This window comes from Streptomyces sp. NPDC088554 (genome assembly GCF_044752945.1).
Classification (GTDB): Bacteria; Actinomycetota; Actinomycetes; order Streptomycetales; family Streptomycetaceae; genus Streptomyces.
In genome coordinates, this window is the sequence record NZ_JBIVMF010000025.1 from 1 (window position 1) to 16,466 (window position 16,466).

Sequence of the window (16,466 nt, forward strand, 5' to 3'; positions counted from 1 at the left end):
TCCTCGTCCCTGGTCACACTCCATCTGGCTGCCCAGTCGCTGCGGCAGGGCGAGTGTTCCATGGCCCTGGCCGGCGGTGTCACCGTGATGGCCACCCCGGGAGTGTTCACCGAGTTCACCCGGCAGCGCGGACTGGCGGAGGACGGCCGGTGCAAGGCGTTCGCGGCGGCGGCCGACGGTACGGGCTGGGGCGAGGGCGTCGGCATGCTGCTGCTGGAACGTCTGTCGGACGCCGAGCGCAACGGTCACCCCGTACTGGCTGTCGTACGCGGCAGTGCGATCAACCAGGACGGCGCCAGCAACGGTCTGACAGCGCCCAACGGGCCCTCCCAGCAGCGGGTGATCCGCCAGGCCCTGGCCAACGCCCGCCTGACCACTGCCGACGTGGACCTCGTGGAGGCACACGGCACCGGCACCCGGCTGGGAGACCCCATCGAGGCCCAGGCACTGCTGGCGACGTACGGCCAGGACCGGCCCGAGGACCAGCCTGCGTGGCTGGGATCGGTGAAATCCAACATCGGCCACACGCAGGCGGCAGCCGGCGTCGCCGGGGTGATCAAGTCCGTGATGGCGATGCGGTACGGCATACTGCCAGCCAGCCTGCACGTGGACGAGCCCACCCCTCAAGTCGACTGGTCAACAGGGGCGGTCGAGCTGCTCACCCAGGCCCGTCCCTGGCCCGCCACCGGCCGACCCCGCCGCGCCGCCGTCTCCAGTTTCGGGGCCAGCGGTACCAATGCCCACGTCATCCTCGAACAGGCCGCGGGCACCGGCCTCGCCCAACGCGGGGAACCCGACACCGCCCCGGTGCAGGTGGTCGCCTGGCCGATCTCGGGCAGGGACGGACAGGCCCTGCGCGAACAGGCGCTCCAGCTGGGCGCGTTGGTCGGAGCCGACGCGTCGCTGCGCGCGGTCGACGTGGGGTATTCGCTGGTGTCCACCCGCTCGTCGTTCGAGCATCGGGCGGTGGTCGTCGGACGGGACCGCGATGAACTGCTGGCCGGTGTCGACGCGTTGGCCTCGGGCGAGGCGGCAGCCCATCTCGTGACCGGCCGCGCGCCGGCCGAGGGCGCGGGCCGGGTGGCGTTCGTCTTCCCGGGCCAGGGGTCCCAGTGGATCGGCATGGGCCTGGATCTGGCCGACCAGTCGCCGGTCTTCGCCGCCGCGCTGGAGGAGTGCGGTCAGGCCCTGGCCGCGTACGTGGACTGGGACGGCCGCTCGCTGTACGAGGTGCTGCGTCAGGCCGATGGCGCGCCCTCCTTGGAGCGGGTGGATGTCGTTCAACCGGCGCTGTGGGCGGTCATGGTGGCCCTGGCCGCCGTATGGCGGTCGTACGGGATCCGGCCCGACGCGGTCATCGGGCATTCACAGGGCGAGATCGCCGCCGCCTGTGTGGCCGGGGTCCTGTCCTTGGGGGACGGAGCCCGTGTTGTGGCCGTGCGCTCCCGTGCCATTACCACGCTTGCCGGTGAGGGGCAGATGGTCTCCGTTCCGCTGTCGGAGACCGACACCGTCGAGTTGATCCGCCCGTGGGCCGACAGCGGCCAGATCGCCGTCGCCGCGGTCAACGGCCCGGTTTCTACAGTGGTTTCCGGCGATTCTCCGGCCGTGGAGGCTCTGTTGGAGCTGCTGGCCGCGCAGGAGATCCGGGCCCGGCGCATTCCGGTGGACTACGCCTCCCACAGTCCGCAGGTCGCCCGGATCCGCGATGAGCTGCTGCGCGTCCTGGACGGGGTGACGCCCCGGGCCGGTACCGTTCCGCTGTTCTCCACGGTGACCGGGCAGTGGCTGGGCGGGACCGTCATGGACGCCGACTACTGGTACCGCAACCTGCGCGAGACTGTCCGTTTCGAGGAGGGTATCCGCGCCCTGGCCGACGAGGGGTGGGGTGTGTTCGTCGAGGCCAGCCCGCACCCGGTCCTGACCGTGGGGATGCAGGAAACCCTGGAGGCACTCGACCACCGGGGCGTCGTCACCGGCTCACTGCGTCGGCAGGAAGGCGGACTGGACCGGCTCCTGGTGTCCCTGGCGCAGGTGCACACTCACGGCGGCACCCTCGACTGGACCACCGTCTTCACCGGTACGGGTGCCGCCCGGGTGGATCTGCCCACCTACCCCTTCCAACGCCGGCGCTACTGGCTGGAAGCGACCGCCAACGTACCGGAGGATCTGTCCGCAGCCGGGTTGCGGACCCTCGAACACCCCCTGCTGACCGGTGTGGTGGATCTGGCGGAGGGCGAACGTACGGTGTTCACAGGCAGGTTGTCGGTGGCGACGCATCCGTGGCTGGCCGATCACGCGGTGTTCGGCTCGGTGCTGCTGCCGGGCACGGGCTTCGTCGAGCTGGCGTTGGCCGCCGGTCAGTACACCGGCTTCGGCCACCTGGATGAGCTGACCGTCCATGCCCCGTTGGTCCTGCCGGAGCGGGGCGCGGTCCACATTCAGCTGGTTCTCGCCGGGGCGGACGATTTGGGTCGGCGCGCGCTCACCGTTCACTCCAGGCCCGAGGGCGGGGCCGGGGAGCAGGCGTGGACACGGCATGCCACGGGTGCGCTGGCGGTGGCGGGGACCGCTGAGGTTCCCGCCGTGTCGGCTGCGTGGCCGCCGTCCGGTGTCATCGAGGTGGATCTCGACGAGGTGTACGAGCGCTTTGCCGAGGCGGGTTATGTGTACGGTCCGGCGTTCCAGGGGCTACGGCGTGTCTGGCGGCGTGAGGGTGAGTTGTTCGCCGAGGTGGAGTTGGCCGGGTCGGAGCGGGATGCGGCGGGGCGGTTCGGTGTCCATCCGGCGTTGTTGGACGCGGCGTTGCATCCGCTGTTGCTGGGGTACGACACTCCGCGGTCCGAGGGGCTGGGACGGTTGCCGTTCTCCTGGAGCGGCGTCTCGCTCCGGGCCACGGGCGCGGCTACGGCTCGGGTGAGGCTGACCCTGACCGGCGGTGACACCGTGGGTGTCACGGTGGCGGACGCTGCCGGTGGGTTGGTGGCATCGGTGGACGCGTTGGTGACGCGTCCGGTGACGGCAGGGCAGCTTCTTCAGGCCGGGCGGTCGGCCGGACAGTCGGGTCTGTTCGAGATGGAGTGGGCACCGGTGCTCTCTTCACCGGCCGGGGCCGAGAGTTGGGCAGTGGTCGGTTGCGGGGAGGCCGGTGTCTCGGCAGGCGGTACGGGTCTTGGCTGGTACGAGGATCTGACGGAGCTGCGGCAGACTGTGGACCTGGGCGCGGCGGTGCCGGAAGTGGTCTTTGCCTTCTGCGCTCATCAGCCGAGGGAGGCCGATGGGGCGAATGCGGTGCATGTGACGACCTGCGAGGTGTTGGCGTTGCTTCGGGAGTGGCTTGCCGACGAACGGTTCGCGGGGGCGCGTCTGGCAGTGGTGACCGGTGGCGCGGTCGCTGCCCGGCCGGGCGACGCGGTGTCGGATCTGGCGGGTGCGGCGGTGTGGGGGCTGGTGCGGTCGGCGCAGTCCGAACACCCTGGCCGGTTCGTGCTGCTGGATATGGACGATCGGGCGGTGTCGTGGTCCGCGGCGCAGAGAGGTCTCGCCACGGGTGAGCCGCAGGTCGCGGTGCGTGGTGGTGAGGTTCTGGTGCCGAGGCTGGCCCGGGCGGTCAGGGCTCCGGTATCCGATGGTGGTGTCTGTTGGGATCCGGTGAGGTCGTTGTTGGTGACGGGTGCTTCGGGGGTGTTGGCCGGGTTGGTGGTTCGGCATGCGGTGGCTGTGTGGGGTGTGCGGCATGTGGTGTTGCTCAGTCGTGGTGGAGCTGATGATCTGGCGGGGGAGTTGGCCGCGTCGGGTGTGTCGGTGCGGCAGGTTCGGTGTGATGTGGGGGACCGGGCGGCGGTGGCGTCGGTGCTGGCTGATGTTCCGGTGGGGCATCCGGTGGGGGGTGTGATTCATACGGCGGGTGTGTTGGATGATGGTGTGGTCGAGTCGTTGACTGCGGGGCGGCTGGAGCGGGTGTTGCGGCCGAAGGTGGACGGGGCGTGGTGGCTGCATGAGCTGACTGCTGGTCTGGAGTTGTCGGTATTCGCACTGTTCTCTTCTGCGGCTGGTGTGTTCGGTGCGGCGGGCCAGGGTAATTATGCCGCCGCCAACGCTTTCCTGGATGCGTTGGCCGTCCATCGGCACCGTGAAGGGCTCCCGGCGACGTCCCTGTCCTGGGGGCTGTGGGCCGAACGCAGCGGACTGACAGGACAGTTGGCGGAGTCCGACGTGGGCCGGATGGCGCGCCAGGGCGTGCTGCCGCTCTCCTCGGAGCGGGGGCTCGCCCTGCTGGACGCGGCGCTGGCCACGGGCCGGCCCTGGTTCGTACCGGTCAGGCTGGACCTCGGCGCCGTACGCAGGACGGGCGTCGACCACCCGTTGCTGCGCGGGCTGGTACACGTCCCGCCCCGGCGTGCCGTCGTGGCTCCGGACAGCGGCACTCCGGTGGCGGATCCGGCTTCGCTGTGGGGACATCTCGCCGTACTGTCTCCGGCCGAGCAGGAAGCCGCGCTGCTCGACCTGGTCGGTGGACAGGCGGCGGCCGTACTCGGGCACCCCGACCCGGGCCAGGTCACCACGGACCGGCCCTTCCTCGACCTGGGCTTCGACTCGCTCACCGGCGTTGAACTGCGCAACCGGCTGACCGCGGCGACCGGGCTGCGGCTGCCGACCACGCTCGTCTTCAAGCACCGCACGCCGGCCGCGCTCGCCGCACAGCTGCGGAGCGATCTCGTAGCGCTGCACGCCGCCGACTCCGGTGCGAACACAGCGGCCCCGGCCGATGTGGCGAACGCGGATCGGCCGGGCCGTAGTGGCTCCTCCGAATCGCTCGGGGACCTGTTCGTGGAGTCGTACCGGCAGGGCAGGTCGGAGGAGTTCTTCCGCATGCTCCGCCTCGCCTCCGAGTTCCGCCCGACCTTCGACGCCGTACGGGCGCGGGAGAGTGTGCCGGAGCCGGTCCGGCTCGCCGAAGGGCCGGCCGGTCCCATGCTGATCTGCTTCGCGTCCGTGGTCGGGCCGTCCGGCCCGCACCAGTACGCGCGGTTCGCGGGCCCGTTGCGAGAGCGGCGTGAGGTGTGGGCCGTGGCCCCGCCCGGGTTCGCTCAGGGGGAACTCCTCCCGAAGGATCTCGCGACGTACACCGACGCGACAGCGGAGGCCGTGGCCCGTCACGTCGGTGAGACACCGTTCGTGCTGGTCGGCTACTCGTCCGGCGGGTGGCTGGCCCACGCGGTCGCGAGCCGCCTGGAGGAACAGGGCGTCACCCCCGCAGGTGTGGTCCTGCTGGACACCTATCTGTCCGACGGCGTAGTCGGTCAGCTCGGCCCGGAACTGGTGGGCGCTCTTGTGGAACGGCGCGAGAAGTTCAGGTTCGACTTCGGCGACGACGTCTGGCTCACCGCCATGGGCGGCTACTTCCGCCTGTTCGACCACTGGCGGCCGACCGTGATCAAGGCCCCGAGTCTGCTGGTCCGGTCGACCGAGCCGATGCCGGGCGTCGCGGCCGGCGCAGACTGGCGCAGTACGTGGGAACTACCACACACAGCTGTCGATGTGCCGGGAAACCACTACACGATGATGGAAGATCACGCGGCCTCGGTCGCGCAGGCTGTACAGGACTGGATCGGATCCCTCTCCTGACGAATCGCCGCTGATCCCACGCGGAACCGACCCGCATCACGAAACCGAAACCATGTAAGAGCAGGATCGATTTACAGGAGAGCACATGACCGACACGACACTTGTGGAAGCTGCGGAACCTGCCGAGCAGGCTCCGCAGTGGCCGATGAAGAGGGACACCGGCTGCCCGTTCGACCCGCCGCCGGGGGTACGGCGGCTGCTCGCCCAGGATCCCATCTCGAAGGCGCGGATCTGGGACGGCAGTACCCCCTGGATCATCGCCCGACACACCGACCAGAGGTCCCTGCTCAGCGACCCGCGCGTCAGCCACGACGGTATCCGCGACGGATTCCCGCACATCAGCGCGGACTTCAAGTTCCTCAGCGCGGCTCAGCCGTCCTTCGCCGGCCAGGACGACCCCGAGCACGGCCGAATCCGCCGGATGGTCACCGTTCCGTTCACCGCCAGGCGGATCGAGGCCCTGAGGCCAGCCATCCAGAAGATCACCGACGAGCTGATCGACGGGATGCTGGCGGGCCCGAAGCCGGTCGACCTGGTGGAGGCGCTCGCCCTGCCTCTGCCGGTCCGGGTGATCTGCGAAATGCTCGGAGTCCCGTACGAGGACCGGGAGTTCCTCCAGCGGAACAACAACGCCATGATCTACCGCGACACCGCGCAGGGAGACGCGCAGAACGCTGCCATCGCGCAGACCGTGTATCTGAAGGAGCTGGTCGGCACCAAACTCGTCGAGCGCGGTGACGACATATTCTCCGACCTGGCGGTTCAGGTCGAGATCGGTGAGATCACCCAGGACGACGCCGCAGGCATCGGCATGATGCTGCTCGGCGCCGGACATGAGACCACCGCCAACATGATCGCGCTGGGTACCCTCGCCCTCCTGGAGAACCCGGAGCAACTGACCGTGGTGCGTGAGAGCGACGACCCGAAGGTCATCGCCAACACGGTTGAGGAACTGCTGCGTTACCTCACGATCGCCCAGGACACAGTCCGTCGGGTCGCGGCCGAGGACATCGAGCTCGGTGGCGTGGTCATCAAGGCCGGCGACGGCATCGTCTTCCCCCTGAACGCCGCCAACTGGGACCCGGACGTCTACCCCGACACCCCCGACCGCCTCGACATCCACCGCGGCAACGCCCGCCGCCACCTGGCCTTCGGTTACGGCGTCCACCAGTGCCTGGGTGCGACACTGGCCCGGGTCGAGCTACAGATCGTCTACAGCACACTCCTGCGCCGGATCCCCACGCTCGCGCTGGCCACCACCATCGACCAACTCCCCTTCAAATACGATCAGATCGCCCACGGCGTCTACGAACTGCCCATTACCTGGTAACCGACGGCAGCCTTGCCGCGCCTCGGGTACGCCACAGGGGACCGAGGCGTGGCGGCCCGCTCGTACACATACACCCATACCGGTCCTGCTCATCTGCGAATTAGCTCCCAAGACTACTTAGTTGGGGGAGATGCGCGACTGCCCCGGCGCGTTAGGTTGTCGGACATGGGCTGTGGCATCGGACCATGTGCTCTCCCGAGCAGGTTCCGAATGTCGGTGTTTCCTGCAAGGCGTCACTTGATTATCTGCCCAACAAAGTTCGGAAGGTAACGATGTTCAACTCGCACAGCCTTGCGGTCGGCGATTACTACGATCAGGTCAATGACCTGGTGCGCGCCATGTTCACGGACAACATTCACTACGGGTACTGGGAAGATCCGTCCACCCTTGACTCCCTTGCCGAGGCGGGCGAGCGGATGACCGAGCAACTCTTCGCACGGCTCGACGTCAACGCTCGACACAAGGTGCTGGACGTGGGTTGTGGTGTGGGGAAACCCACCGCGTGGCTGGCTCGGAAGACCGGCGCCACCGTGAAGGGCATCAACGTCAGCCGTATCCAACTGGAGGTCGCGGATGCGCACGTACGATCCGAAGGGCTGCAGGACCAGGTCAGCTTCGAGGTCGCCGACGCCATGCACCTTCCTTACCCCGACGACTCCTTCGATCGCGTCTGGGCAATCGAGTCGATGATCCACATGCCCGACCGCGCCCAGGTCATGAGCGAAATGGCGCGCGTCCTGCGGCCCGGTGGGCGCCTGGCCATCGCCGACATCGTGGTACGCGGAACACTCGATGACGAAGAGAAATCCGTGGCGGAGCGGTTCTGTGTTCTGAGCAGCGCGCAGTCGATGGAGTACATCGAGAATTACCCCGCGCTGGTGAAGGCCGCCGGGCTCGACCTCGTGGAGCTCGCCGACGTGAGTGAGCAGACGCGTCCAACCGGAGCGGTGGTTCTGCCCTCCTTCGACGTCCTGCTGCCCGCGCTCGGTGAAGATGGGGTCGCTGAAGCGAAGAGGAACTGGATCGGTATGTTCGATATGCCGCAATATGGTTATGTGTTGCTCTCTGCCCGCAAATCATGATGGGCGATATCGCGCGCGGGAAATAATGGGGCTCTCGGCGGTGCCGGAGCGCTGTACCGCCGGCGCGGGCGATCGTACAGACACGGGACGCGATGACCGTGCCTGGAGGTGTGGGCCCGGCTATCGGCCGGGCAGTGGCGCGGCGTGGTGCCGCCAGGATGCCCGAGCCATCGGAGGAGGGCCTGGGACCGGTTTCGTACGCCGAGCTTTCCGTAGATATGGCTCAGTGGTTTCTGACCGTTTTCTCGGCCGGGTTCATCTCGATGACCACCTCGCGGACCGAGAGGCCGGCGGCGAGCCGGGTCATGATCTCTCGTTCCCGGGGCGAGAGAATCAGCGACAGCAAGGAGTCGCTGGTCGGGTCCCGCCTGCGGTCGCGTCAGCTGTCGGCGCGGCCGGCGCCCGCCGTGGCGTGCCCCCGGCGTCCGACGCGACCCGTACATGCGTGGCGGCGATTTGCGGGGCGAGAGTCGTACGGCCATGGGATATGCAGTGCAGTGCGGCCGCGAGCACCTGCGGATGCCCGCTCTCCAGCAGATAGCCGACGGCGCCGCTGCTCAGGGCCAGGCGGACATCGGCCCGGTCGAAGTGGGGTGCCAGGACGGCGAGGGGCGGCAAGCTGCCGTTCGCCGCGATCGAGAATCGTCTGAGCTCCCGGCCCATACGAGGCCCGTGGAAGAGGGCCACGTCGTCGGACGCGCGGATCTCGCACGGTTCCTGGGCGATGCGGAATCTCATGTTGTAGCAGAGCCCGGGGTGTCGGTGACTGACGAGCGCGACCGACAGTGTCACGCGAGGAGGGACTGGGGAAACGGCAGTGGATGGCGTCACCGCGACTCCGTGGCTGGGGGTTGGAGAAGCCCAGCGGATGACGGGTGCCGCCGCCATTCGAAACTTTTAGCATGCTGCCCACCGCTTGGGGCGAGTACTGCTTTGTGAATGGCGTGAAATCTGCAGTGGTGTGAAATCTATATGGGCGCGGCCCCTGAGGGGGTGCGTCGCAGGGCGGTTGCACATCCTTTGTGCTGGTGTGAGAGCTGGTCAGATCTGTGATAACCGGCGTCTGCCCGTGCCCGCGGCAGCGTCGACAACCGGGCCCATATGCCGGAACGCGCTGGGTCTGCCCGCACCGCCCGAGGACAGACCCCGCATCGCTGTTTCCGTACGGCCTTCAGTGTGCCGTGGTGTGAGGCCGCACACCACAGACCGTCACATGTTCCACATGAGGCCGCGCGGCATGGGCGGGTTGTTCCAAGACCTGGGCGGGGTCCAGTGACCGGTCTCGAAGAAGCGCTCGACGGTGTCCACCCAGGGGCGGAAGTCGATTCCCTGCTGGTCGAGCCATGTGTCGCTGTAGTAGGTGTCGAGGTAGCGCTCGCCGGAGTCGCAGAGCACGGTGACGACGGTGCCCCTCTCGCGGCGCCGGTGCAGTCCGCGCAGCACCTTCAGGGCGCCGTACAACCCGGTGCCGGTGGATCCCCCGGGGGCGATACCGAGCCGCTCCTTGGCCACCCGCATGGTGGCGATGGAGAGGGGGTCCGGGACCCGGATCATGCGGTTGACCAGGGGGAAGAGGAAGGAAGGTTCAACCGTGGGCCGGCCGATGCCCTCGATGCGGGAGCCCTTCGCCGTCACCGTGCGGTCGTTGTCCCGCCAGCCGGGGAAGAACGCGGAGTTCTCGGGGTCGGTGACGCACACCCGTACCCGGTGCCCGGTGTAGCGCGCATAGCGGGCCAGTGAGGTCGCCGTACCACCTGTCCCGGCGCCCATGACGAACCAGTCGGGGTCCGACTCGCCGAGGATCTCGGCCGCCATCCCGCGGTCGCCGCGCCAGTCGTATGCGCGCTCGGCGTAGGTGAACTGGTCCATGAAATGGCCGTGGCGATCGTGGGCTTCTTGCGCGGCCCGCTCGGAGATGGTCGCGCCGGTCGCTTCGACGATCTCGCCGCCGTAGTCGCGAATCTTCTGCTTCTTCTCCGTCGTGGTGCCGGAGGGCACGACGGCGACGAACTTGATGCCGAGCAGCTTGCTGAACCATGCCTCGGAGATGGCGGTCGACCCGCTGGACGCCTCCACGACCGGGCTGCTGCGCACCAACCACCCGTTGGCCAGGGCGTTGAGGAACAGCGCCTCGGCCAGCCGGTGCTTGTGACTGCCCGAGGGGTGCACCGACTCGTTCTTCACCAACAGCCGCGATCCGCGCAGGCGCGCCGGCAGTTCCAGCTCCAGCATCGGCGTCGGCTTGTACGGGAGTGCCCTGATCCGCTGGATGCGGTCGTTGACCCAACGGCGCTCGTCGGGATAGCGGTCCGACAGGTCGTCGTCCGTACGTACGACATCCTCTGCTCTCGCGGAACGCCCCGCCCTGCCGACGGCCGTATCCGTGAGGGAACCGTCCGCCGCCAGAGCCGTACCCGCCGTCGTGACGCCGACTGTCGCGGCAGCCGTCCCCGCACCGGCCAGCAGCACCGCACGCCGTGACACACCCATCCGACAACCTCCATGTCTCCGCCCGAGCCGCCACCCGGGGCCGGGCGGCGGCTCTTGCCTAACGGCCCACCCGTACCGGAGGGTGTGGGCTCGGGGGGCGAAGGCGCGGACATCACCTGCTCGACCCAACACTCCGTAGACCAAGGCGACTCGCGGAACCTGCTCATGAGCCGGGCGGGAGCGACCTGTCTGCCGTGCGCCCCTCGCGCTCCCCGCTTTGCCACAACTGCACCCCCCTCGACGGGGTTTCGAAGATCACGCTCCGCTTAGGGTTGGATTCACTCGGTGGTCGAATGATCTCCGGGAAATCCAGGTACGCCCGGACTCCTCTGTCGCGTCCGGAAGCGATCCATCCCCTCGCGCTTGAAGGAGACCGTGCAGTGGCGCAGAACGACGAGTCGTTTTCGACAAGTATCAAAGAGTTCACCGATAAAATCCGGCAGTGGTACCGAGACGATTTCGAAGGCTTCAAGACCATGTATGATGCGGCGACCGCGAACGTGGTGCCGTACCCGAAGGGTACTCTTCCGTCCTTGCAGTGCGACTGGAAGGGTCAGGGAATTGACTTCCTGTGCGAATTCTTCGAGGACTGGTACGCGTGGGATCCGGGGGTCAGTAACGGACTGGAATACATCGAGAAGTTCAGCTGGCTCAACTACGAGAACTCGTACGGCATGGTCTTCGTGACCTGTGGCCCCGGACACAAGGCGCTCGCCGACTTCACGCATCTGCAAGGCCTGTTGATGGACGAGGAGGATAACGAGCGGACCCAGGCCCTCATCGCCACATGGGTCAAGCAGTTGGGGCCGAAGATGAAGGACTACGAGAGCGGCCCCTGGTCGACCTTCAATGATTTCTTCGTCCGGGAACTCGCCGAGAATGCCCGGCCGATCTCCGCGAAGCACGACAACGCGGTGGTGGTCGCCCCGGCGGACTGCGTCATCAACATGATCGTTGATGAGCTGAAGAAGGACACGCCGATTCCGGTAAAAACCGTAACCATGAACGTCGAGCAGCTACTCGACAAATCCCCGTTCGCGGACGCGTTCATCGGCGGTACGGCGGTGTCGTGCATCCTGATGCCCGACAGCTACCACTGGTATCACGCCCCGGTGACGGGTGAGGTGGTGGAGTCCCGAGATGACATCGCCGGCGTCTACTACGGGATGCGGGACTTCCCCGAGCTGCTCGACAAGGGGAATGTCGGCTACGGCTACGACTATGAGATGTTCGATCACTTCCGCCGGGGGTACCTGATCATCAAGACACAGTATCCGGACAGCCCGGAAGGGGAAAAGCAGGAGGGCTACGTCGGAATGGTGACCGTCGGCCTCAATTCGATCGCCTCTGTGAACTATCTGCCGGAGTTCCAGAATATTAATCATCCCGTGGCTCCTGTGGTTCCGGTCAACGTGACAAAGGGGGATAAGATCGGAAACTTCAAGTACGGCGGGTCGCTGAACATCCTGCTGTTCGAGAAGGAACGCTTCCCGGCGCTGCAACTGCTCCAGGGACAGCGCATCGGTCTGCTGGAGCCGAAGGAGCGCACGAAGAGGCTGTTCGGCTCCCACCGCACGCAGTCCCGTCGACGCCGTCCGCTTGCTCCCTGATCCGCTGCCGCTCCCGAACGGATACCGAAGATGTCCCCAGACCTCGTCGACTCGATTCCGGCGAACATTCTCAACACCCAACGCATCGAATTCTTCATCGAAAAAGGCACCAAGAAGGTCCGCTCCTACGCCGGGCACGTCCACGTCGACGGAACGAAGGGCGAGAAGAACAAGAACCACCTCTTCTACTGGTTCTTCGAGAGCCGGACCTGCAACCCCCGCATCCCGGTCGGCGAACAGCGGGACCTGATCACGAGCACACCCCTGGTGATCTGGCTCAACGGCGGCCCCGGTGCCTCCTCGCTACTGGGGTTGTTCCTGGAGAACGGGCCGCTGTCCATCGCCGACGACGCCGCCGGGACGGTGTCGGCGACCTCCACCACCTGGAACCAGGAGGCGCATGTCGTCTACTGGGACCAGCCCATCGGCACCGGATACAGCTACTCCGACAAGCCGGAGGAGTACGTCCAGGACGAGGCCACCCTCAGCCACATGTTCTGGCAGGGGCTCCAGGAGTTCTTCCGCCTGCACCCGGAGTACGTCGCATGCCCGCTGTACGTCTGCGGTGAGAGCTACGCAGGCAAGTACGTCCCGGCAATCGCCCTGGAGATCGACCGGCAGAACGGCACCGACACGGGCGGACAGCACCTCAACCTGAAGGGGATCGCCGTAGGAAATGGCTGGATCAAGCCCGAGCTGTCTCTCCGGGTCCTGATCGACTACGCCTACACCACCGGCTTTCTCGGCATCAGTCAGAAGGAATCCCTGGACAAGACCTACGTCTATTTCCAGGAAGCCCTCGCGGGAAAGAACATGGAGGAGGCCAATCGGATCGGCAACGCTCTGGTGGACAGGACCGTGGCGTACGGCGGGCACTTCGACGTCTACGACGTACGGCGCTGGGACGATCTGGCCATGGGGGCGCTGAGCTCCTATCTCAACAGTGCGGAGGTGAAAAAATCCCTGCACGTTCCCGCGAACACCGTCTGGCAGAGCGCGGACGACAAGGGGCCGGTAACCGAAAATCTGTTGGCCGACAACATGGCGGACGCCTCGGGGCTGTACACCCAGCTCGTCGAGAAAAACTACAAAACCCTTCTCTACACCGGGAACTTCGACACCGCTTGCGGGTACCGCAGCACCGAGGAAATCCTGGACGACCTGATGAAACAGGGAGGCAGGCAAGCGGAGTGGCGCGATGCCACCCGCCTGATCTGGACCCAGGCGCAGGGAGACCCGAAGGGATTCGTCCGCAACGTCGGGAACCTGACACAGGTCGCCGTACCCGACTCCGGGCATCAGGTGCCGACATTCCAGCCGGAGATCTGCCGGGAGATGCTCTACAACTGGCTCTTCGACCGCCCTTTCCCCGGTTACGACCCGGAGCGGACGGGCGAGCAGACCCCTGAGGACACAGGCCCTCGGAAGGCATGACCGCGCCGCACGCCTCAACCCCGCACGCGGATCGACGAGAGCTCCCGCGGCACAGTGGGTAACCTCCGTACCCTCGAACCGGTGGGTCTTCGGCAATCGAGTGAGCACACTTTCGCCTTGCTTCTTGAACAGCGGCCATGAAGGGCGCCTGACGGGAATTTTCCCGGTCAGGCGCCCTTCTGCGGTGTCTAGAAGAAGCCCAGCTTCTTCGGTGAGTACGAGACGAGAAGGTTCTTCGTCTGCTGATAGTGGTCCAGCATCATCCGGTGGTTCTCCCTGCCAATACCGGACTGTTTGTAGCCGCCGAACGCGGCATGTGCCGGATAGGCGTGGTAGCAGTTGGTCCAGACGCGGCCCGCCTGGATCGAACGGCCCGCGCGGTAGGCGGTGTTCATGTCCCGGGTCCAGACGCCCGCGCCGAGTCCGTACAGGGTGTCGTTGGCGGTTTTGATCGCGTCGTCGAAGTCGCTGAAGGAGGTCACAGCGAGTACGGGGCCGAAGATCTCCTCCTGGAAGATCCGCATACGGTTGTGGCCCTCGAAGATCGTGGGCTGTACGTAGTAGCCACCGGCCATCTCGCCCTCGTACTCGATACGCTGACCACCCGTCAGGATTTTCGCGCCCTCCTGTCGGCCGATGTCCATATACGAGAGGATCTTCTCCAACTGGTCGTTGGACGCCTGTGCGCCGACCATCGTGTCCGTGTCCAGCGGGTGGCCGGGCACGATGGCCTCGGTGCGGGCGATGCCCGCCGCCAGGAATTCGCTGTAGTGCCCGGACTGGATCAGGGCACGCGACGGACAGGTGCAGACCTCGCCCTGGTTGAGGGCGAACATGGTGAAGCCTTCCAGGGCCTTGTCACGGAAGTCGTCGTCCATGGCCGAGACATCGTCGAAGAAGAGGTTGGGGCTCTTGCCGCCGAGTTCCAGAGTGACCGGTTTGATGTTCTCGGAGGCGTACTGCATGATCAGTCGGCCCGTGGTGGTCTCGCCGGTGAAGGCGACCTTCGCCACGCGCGGACTGGAGGCCAGCGGTTTGCCCGCCTCGACACCGAAACCGTTGACGATGTTGACCACGCCCGGCGGGAGCAGATCGGCGATCAGCCCCATCCACAGATGGATCGAGGCGGGCGTCTGCTCGGCGGGCTTGAGGACGACGGTGTTTCCGGCGGCCAGCGCGGGGGCCAGTTTCCACGTCGCCATCAGAAGGGGGAAGTTCCACGGGATGATCTGCGCGACAACTCCGAGCGGCTCCTGGAAGTGGTACGCGACGGTGTCGTCGTCGATCTCGCTGAGCGTGCCCTCCTGGGCGCGCAGCACCCCCGCGAAGTAGCGGAAGTGGTCGATGGCGAGCGGGATGTCGGCGGCGAGGGTCTCCCGTACCGGCTTGCCGTTCTCCCAGCTCTCCGCGACCGCCAGTTCCTCCAGATGCGCCTCCATCCGGTCGGCGATCCGGTGGAGTACGTTCGCCCGGTCCGTCGCGGAGGTCCTCGCCCAGCCGGGAGCCGCGCCGTGTGCCGCGTCCAGGGCGCGTTCGACATCCTCGGCGGTGCCACGGGCGATCTCGGTGAAGGGGCGGCCGTTGACCGGACTGGGGTTCTCGAAGTACTGGCCGCGGGCCGGTGGGACGTACTCCCCGCCGATCCAGTGGTCGTAGCGGGACTCGTACGACACAATGGCGCCCTCGCTGCCGGGCGCTGTGTAGCGGGTCATCTCCGTGGCCTCCCGAATTCCGCGCCGCCCGCCATTGGACGGCGCCGGATCCGACGCTAGGGCCGCGAACGTTGCGAGCAGGTTGCCCGGCCGGGGAAGGCCGGGGGGAAAGCGGTCCGGCAGCGTCAGCCCGGCATGGTGTGGTCCTCCTTGACGAGGTCCGCGCACTTCTCGCCGATCGTCATCGTGGTGATACACGGATTGACCGCGGGCAGGAACGGCATCACGGACGCGTCCGCCACCCGCAGCCCCTCAACTCCCTTGACCCGCGGCCGGGGATCGAGCGGCGCGTCCCGGTCACCGGCCGCCCCCCATCCATACGGTCCCCGCCGGGTGGTAGACCGTGTTGTGGGTTTCGCGGAGGTACGAGAACAGCTCCTGGTCGGAGCGCGCGGCGGAGCCCGGTGCCGGCTCGGTGCCCGCCCACCCGGCCAGCGGCGCCTGTGCCGCGATCTCCCGGGCGAGCCGCAGCCCACGTCGTCACCCGGATGTCGTGCTCATGAGTGAAATGGCGCGGATCCACCTCAGGTGTGTCCCGGAAAGTCGCGGCTGCGCAGCCGGACCGTGCCCAGCGACCGGGCGCGGGTGACATTCGGTGTGGGACAGAAGGTGTTGTCGGTGGTCGGATAGCCGCGCCGGTAGGTGTTCATGTCGAACGGCACCGATCCGTAGTGGAACATCAGATCGGGCCGGTCCAGGCACGGTTCGGTGGTGGCGAAGATACCGATCTCCCCGACCGGTTCATGCGTCGCCCAGCTGGCCCCCCGGATTGCCGGTGTCGACGCCCCGGTCCCTACCGCCGGAGAGCGTCAGCGCGCCGAAGTGGCGGAAGCAGTCGGCGTTGTCGTCCCTGTCGTACTCGCTCTCCACCAGCCGCTTCCCGGTGTCCAGGGACTCGGCTCCGGCCAGCACCGCCCGGTCGCGCTCCAGCGGCGCGGCGACGCGCAGCAGCAGTTGGCCGCGCTCGGCGGCCGGGGTGGACGGCCCACGGGCCGCGCTCGAAGGGCGTCCCGGGCCGCGGCGGCGTCCTCGGGCCCGACCTCGTCGACGGCCGCGACCAGGGAGCCGTCGGCCGGGCAGCGGATCTTACCGATCCGCCCGCCGCGGGCGGCCGTCCACGTACCACCGATGAACAGCTCCGGCATCAGGCTCCTCCGAGTCGGCCGCGGCGCGTGCGCGG

At 67.3% G+C, this 16,466-nt stretch carries 9 protein-coding genes and 2 pseudogenes; 5 read left to right on the forward strand and 6 right to left on the reverse strand.

The genetic code is table 11. The features are described from left to right. The 3 genes from ACIP8W_RS25530 to ACIP8W_RS25540 form a co-directional block, all read left to right on the forward strand. Window positions 1–5,628: type I polyketide synthase (locus ACIP8W_RS25530; RefSeq protein WP_402204747.1), on the forward strand; the 5,628-nt coding region annotated here is incomplete at its 5' end. Window positions 5,629–5,713: 85 nt separating this feature from the next. After that, a complete protein-coding gene (locus tag ACIP8W_RS25535; RefSeq protein ID WP_401958873.1) occupies window positions 5,714–6,958 on the forward strand; it encodes a cytochrome P450 in 1,245 nt (414 codons plus the stop codon). A gap of 185 nt (window positions 6,959–7,143) precedes the next feature. Continuing rightward, window positions 7,144–8,040 carry a methyltransferase domain-containing protein gene (locus ACIP8W_RS25540; RefSeq protein ID WP_402154274.1) on the forward strand — a complete coding sequence of 299 codons (897 nt, stop codon included), beginning with the start codon at window positions 7,144–7,146 and terminating at the stop codon, window positions 8,038–8,040. A 223-nt stretch (window positions 8,041–8,263) separates the two neighbouring features. Here ACIP8W_RS25540 and ACIP8W_RS25545 read toward each other — a convergent pair whose 3' ends face one another. The 3 genes from ACIP8W_RS25545 to ACIP8W_RS25555 all read right to left on the reverse strand — a co-directional run bounded on the left by ACIP8W_RS25545 (window position 8,264) and on the right by ACIP8W_RS25555 (window position 10,530). Next, window positions 8,264–8,386, reverse strand: a complete 123-nt coding sequence (locus ACIP8W_RS25545; RefSeq protein WP_402204749.1) for a LuxR C-terminal-related transcriptional regulator — start codon at window positions 8,384–8,386, stop codon at window positions 8,264–8,266. Further along, the gene (locus tag ACIP8W_RS25550; RefSeq protein WP_402204751.1) at window positions 8,374–8,832 is read right to left on the reverse strand and encodes a hypothetical protein; all 459 of its coding nucleotides are present in this window, start codon (window positions 8,830–8,832) and stop codon (window positions 8,374–8,376) included. Before ACIP8W_RS25550 ends, ACIP8W_RS25545 begins: the two co-directional genes overlap by 13 nt. A gap of 417 nt (window positions 8,833–9,249) precedes the next feature. Beyond that, a complete protein-coding gene (locus ACIP8W_RS25555) occupies window positions 9,250–10,530 on the reverse strand; it encodes a PLP-dependent cysteine synthase family protein (protein WP_401958867.1) in 1,281 nt (426 codons plus the stop codon). Between the two features lie 380 nt (window positions 10,531–10,910). Between ACIP8W_RS25555 and ACIP8W_RS25560 the strand changes: the two genes are divergently transcribed. Both ACIP8W_RS25560 and ACIP8W_RS25565 read left to right on the forward strand, forming a co-directional pair. Continuing rightward, window positions 10,911–12,140, forward strand: coding sequence for a phosphatidylserine decarboxylase (locus ACIP8W_RS25560; RefSeq protein ID WP_402204753.1), 1,230 nt, complete (start codon window positions 10,911–10,913; stop codon window positions 12,138–12,140). Between the two features lie 30 nt (window positions 12,141–12,170). Further along, a complete protein-coding gene (locus ACIP8W_RS25565; protein WP_402204755.1) occupies window positions 12,171–13,574 on the forward strand; it encodes a hypothetical protein in 1,404 nt (467 codons plus the stop codon). 188 nt (window positions 13,575–13,762) lie between these two features. Here the strand turns inward: ACIP8W_RS25565 and ACIP8W_RS25570 are convergent, their stop codons facing one another. From ACIP8W_RS25570 to ACIP8W_RS25580, 3 genes and pseudogenes are all read right to left on the reverse strand, one after another. Beyond that, window positions 13,763–15,286, reverse strand: coding sequence for an aldehyde dehydrogenase family protein (locus ACIP8W_RS25570; RefSeq protein WP_401957396.1), 1,524 nt, complete (start codon window positions 15,284–15,286; stop codon window positions 13,763–13,765). Between the two features lie 125 nt (window positions 15,287–15,411). Beyond that, window positions 15,412–16,020, reverse strand: a pseudogene (locus ACIP8W_RS25575) (GMC oxidoreductase); the annotation flags it as partial. Between the two features lie 37 nt (window positions 16,021–16,057). Beyond that, window positions 16,058–16,431, reverse strand: a pseudogene (locus ACIP8W_RS25580) (aldehyde dehydrogenase family protein); the annotation flags it as partial. Window positions 16,432–16,466: the final 35 nt, after the last annotated feature.

What these genes read in the sequence shown, in the direction of transcription:
- ACIP8W_RS25535 (WP_401958873.1), top strand. Translation starts at nt 5,714, where the DNA reads ATGACCGACACGACACTTGTGGAAGCTGCGGAACCTGCCGAGCAGGCT.
- ACIP8W_RS25540 (WP_402154274.1), top strand. Translation starts at nt 7,144, where the DNA reads ATGTGCTCTCCCGAGCAGGTTCCGAATGTCGGTGTTTCCTGCAAGGCG.
- ACIP8W_RS25570 (WP_401957396.1), bottom strand. Translation starts at nt 15,286, where the DNA reads ATGACCCGCTACACAGCGCCCGGCAGCGAGGGCGCCATTGTGTCGTAC.
- ACIP8W_RS25565 (WP_402204755.1), top strand. Translation starts at nt 12,171, where the DNA reads ATGTCCCCAGACCTCGTCGACTCGATTCCGGCGAACATTCTCAACACC.
- ACIP8W_RS25555 (WP_401958867.1), bottom strand. Translation starts at nt 10,530, where the DNA reads ATGGGTGTGTCACGGCGTGCGGTGCTGCTGGCCGGTGCGGGGACGGCT.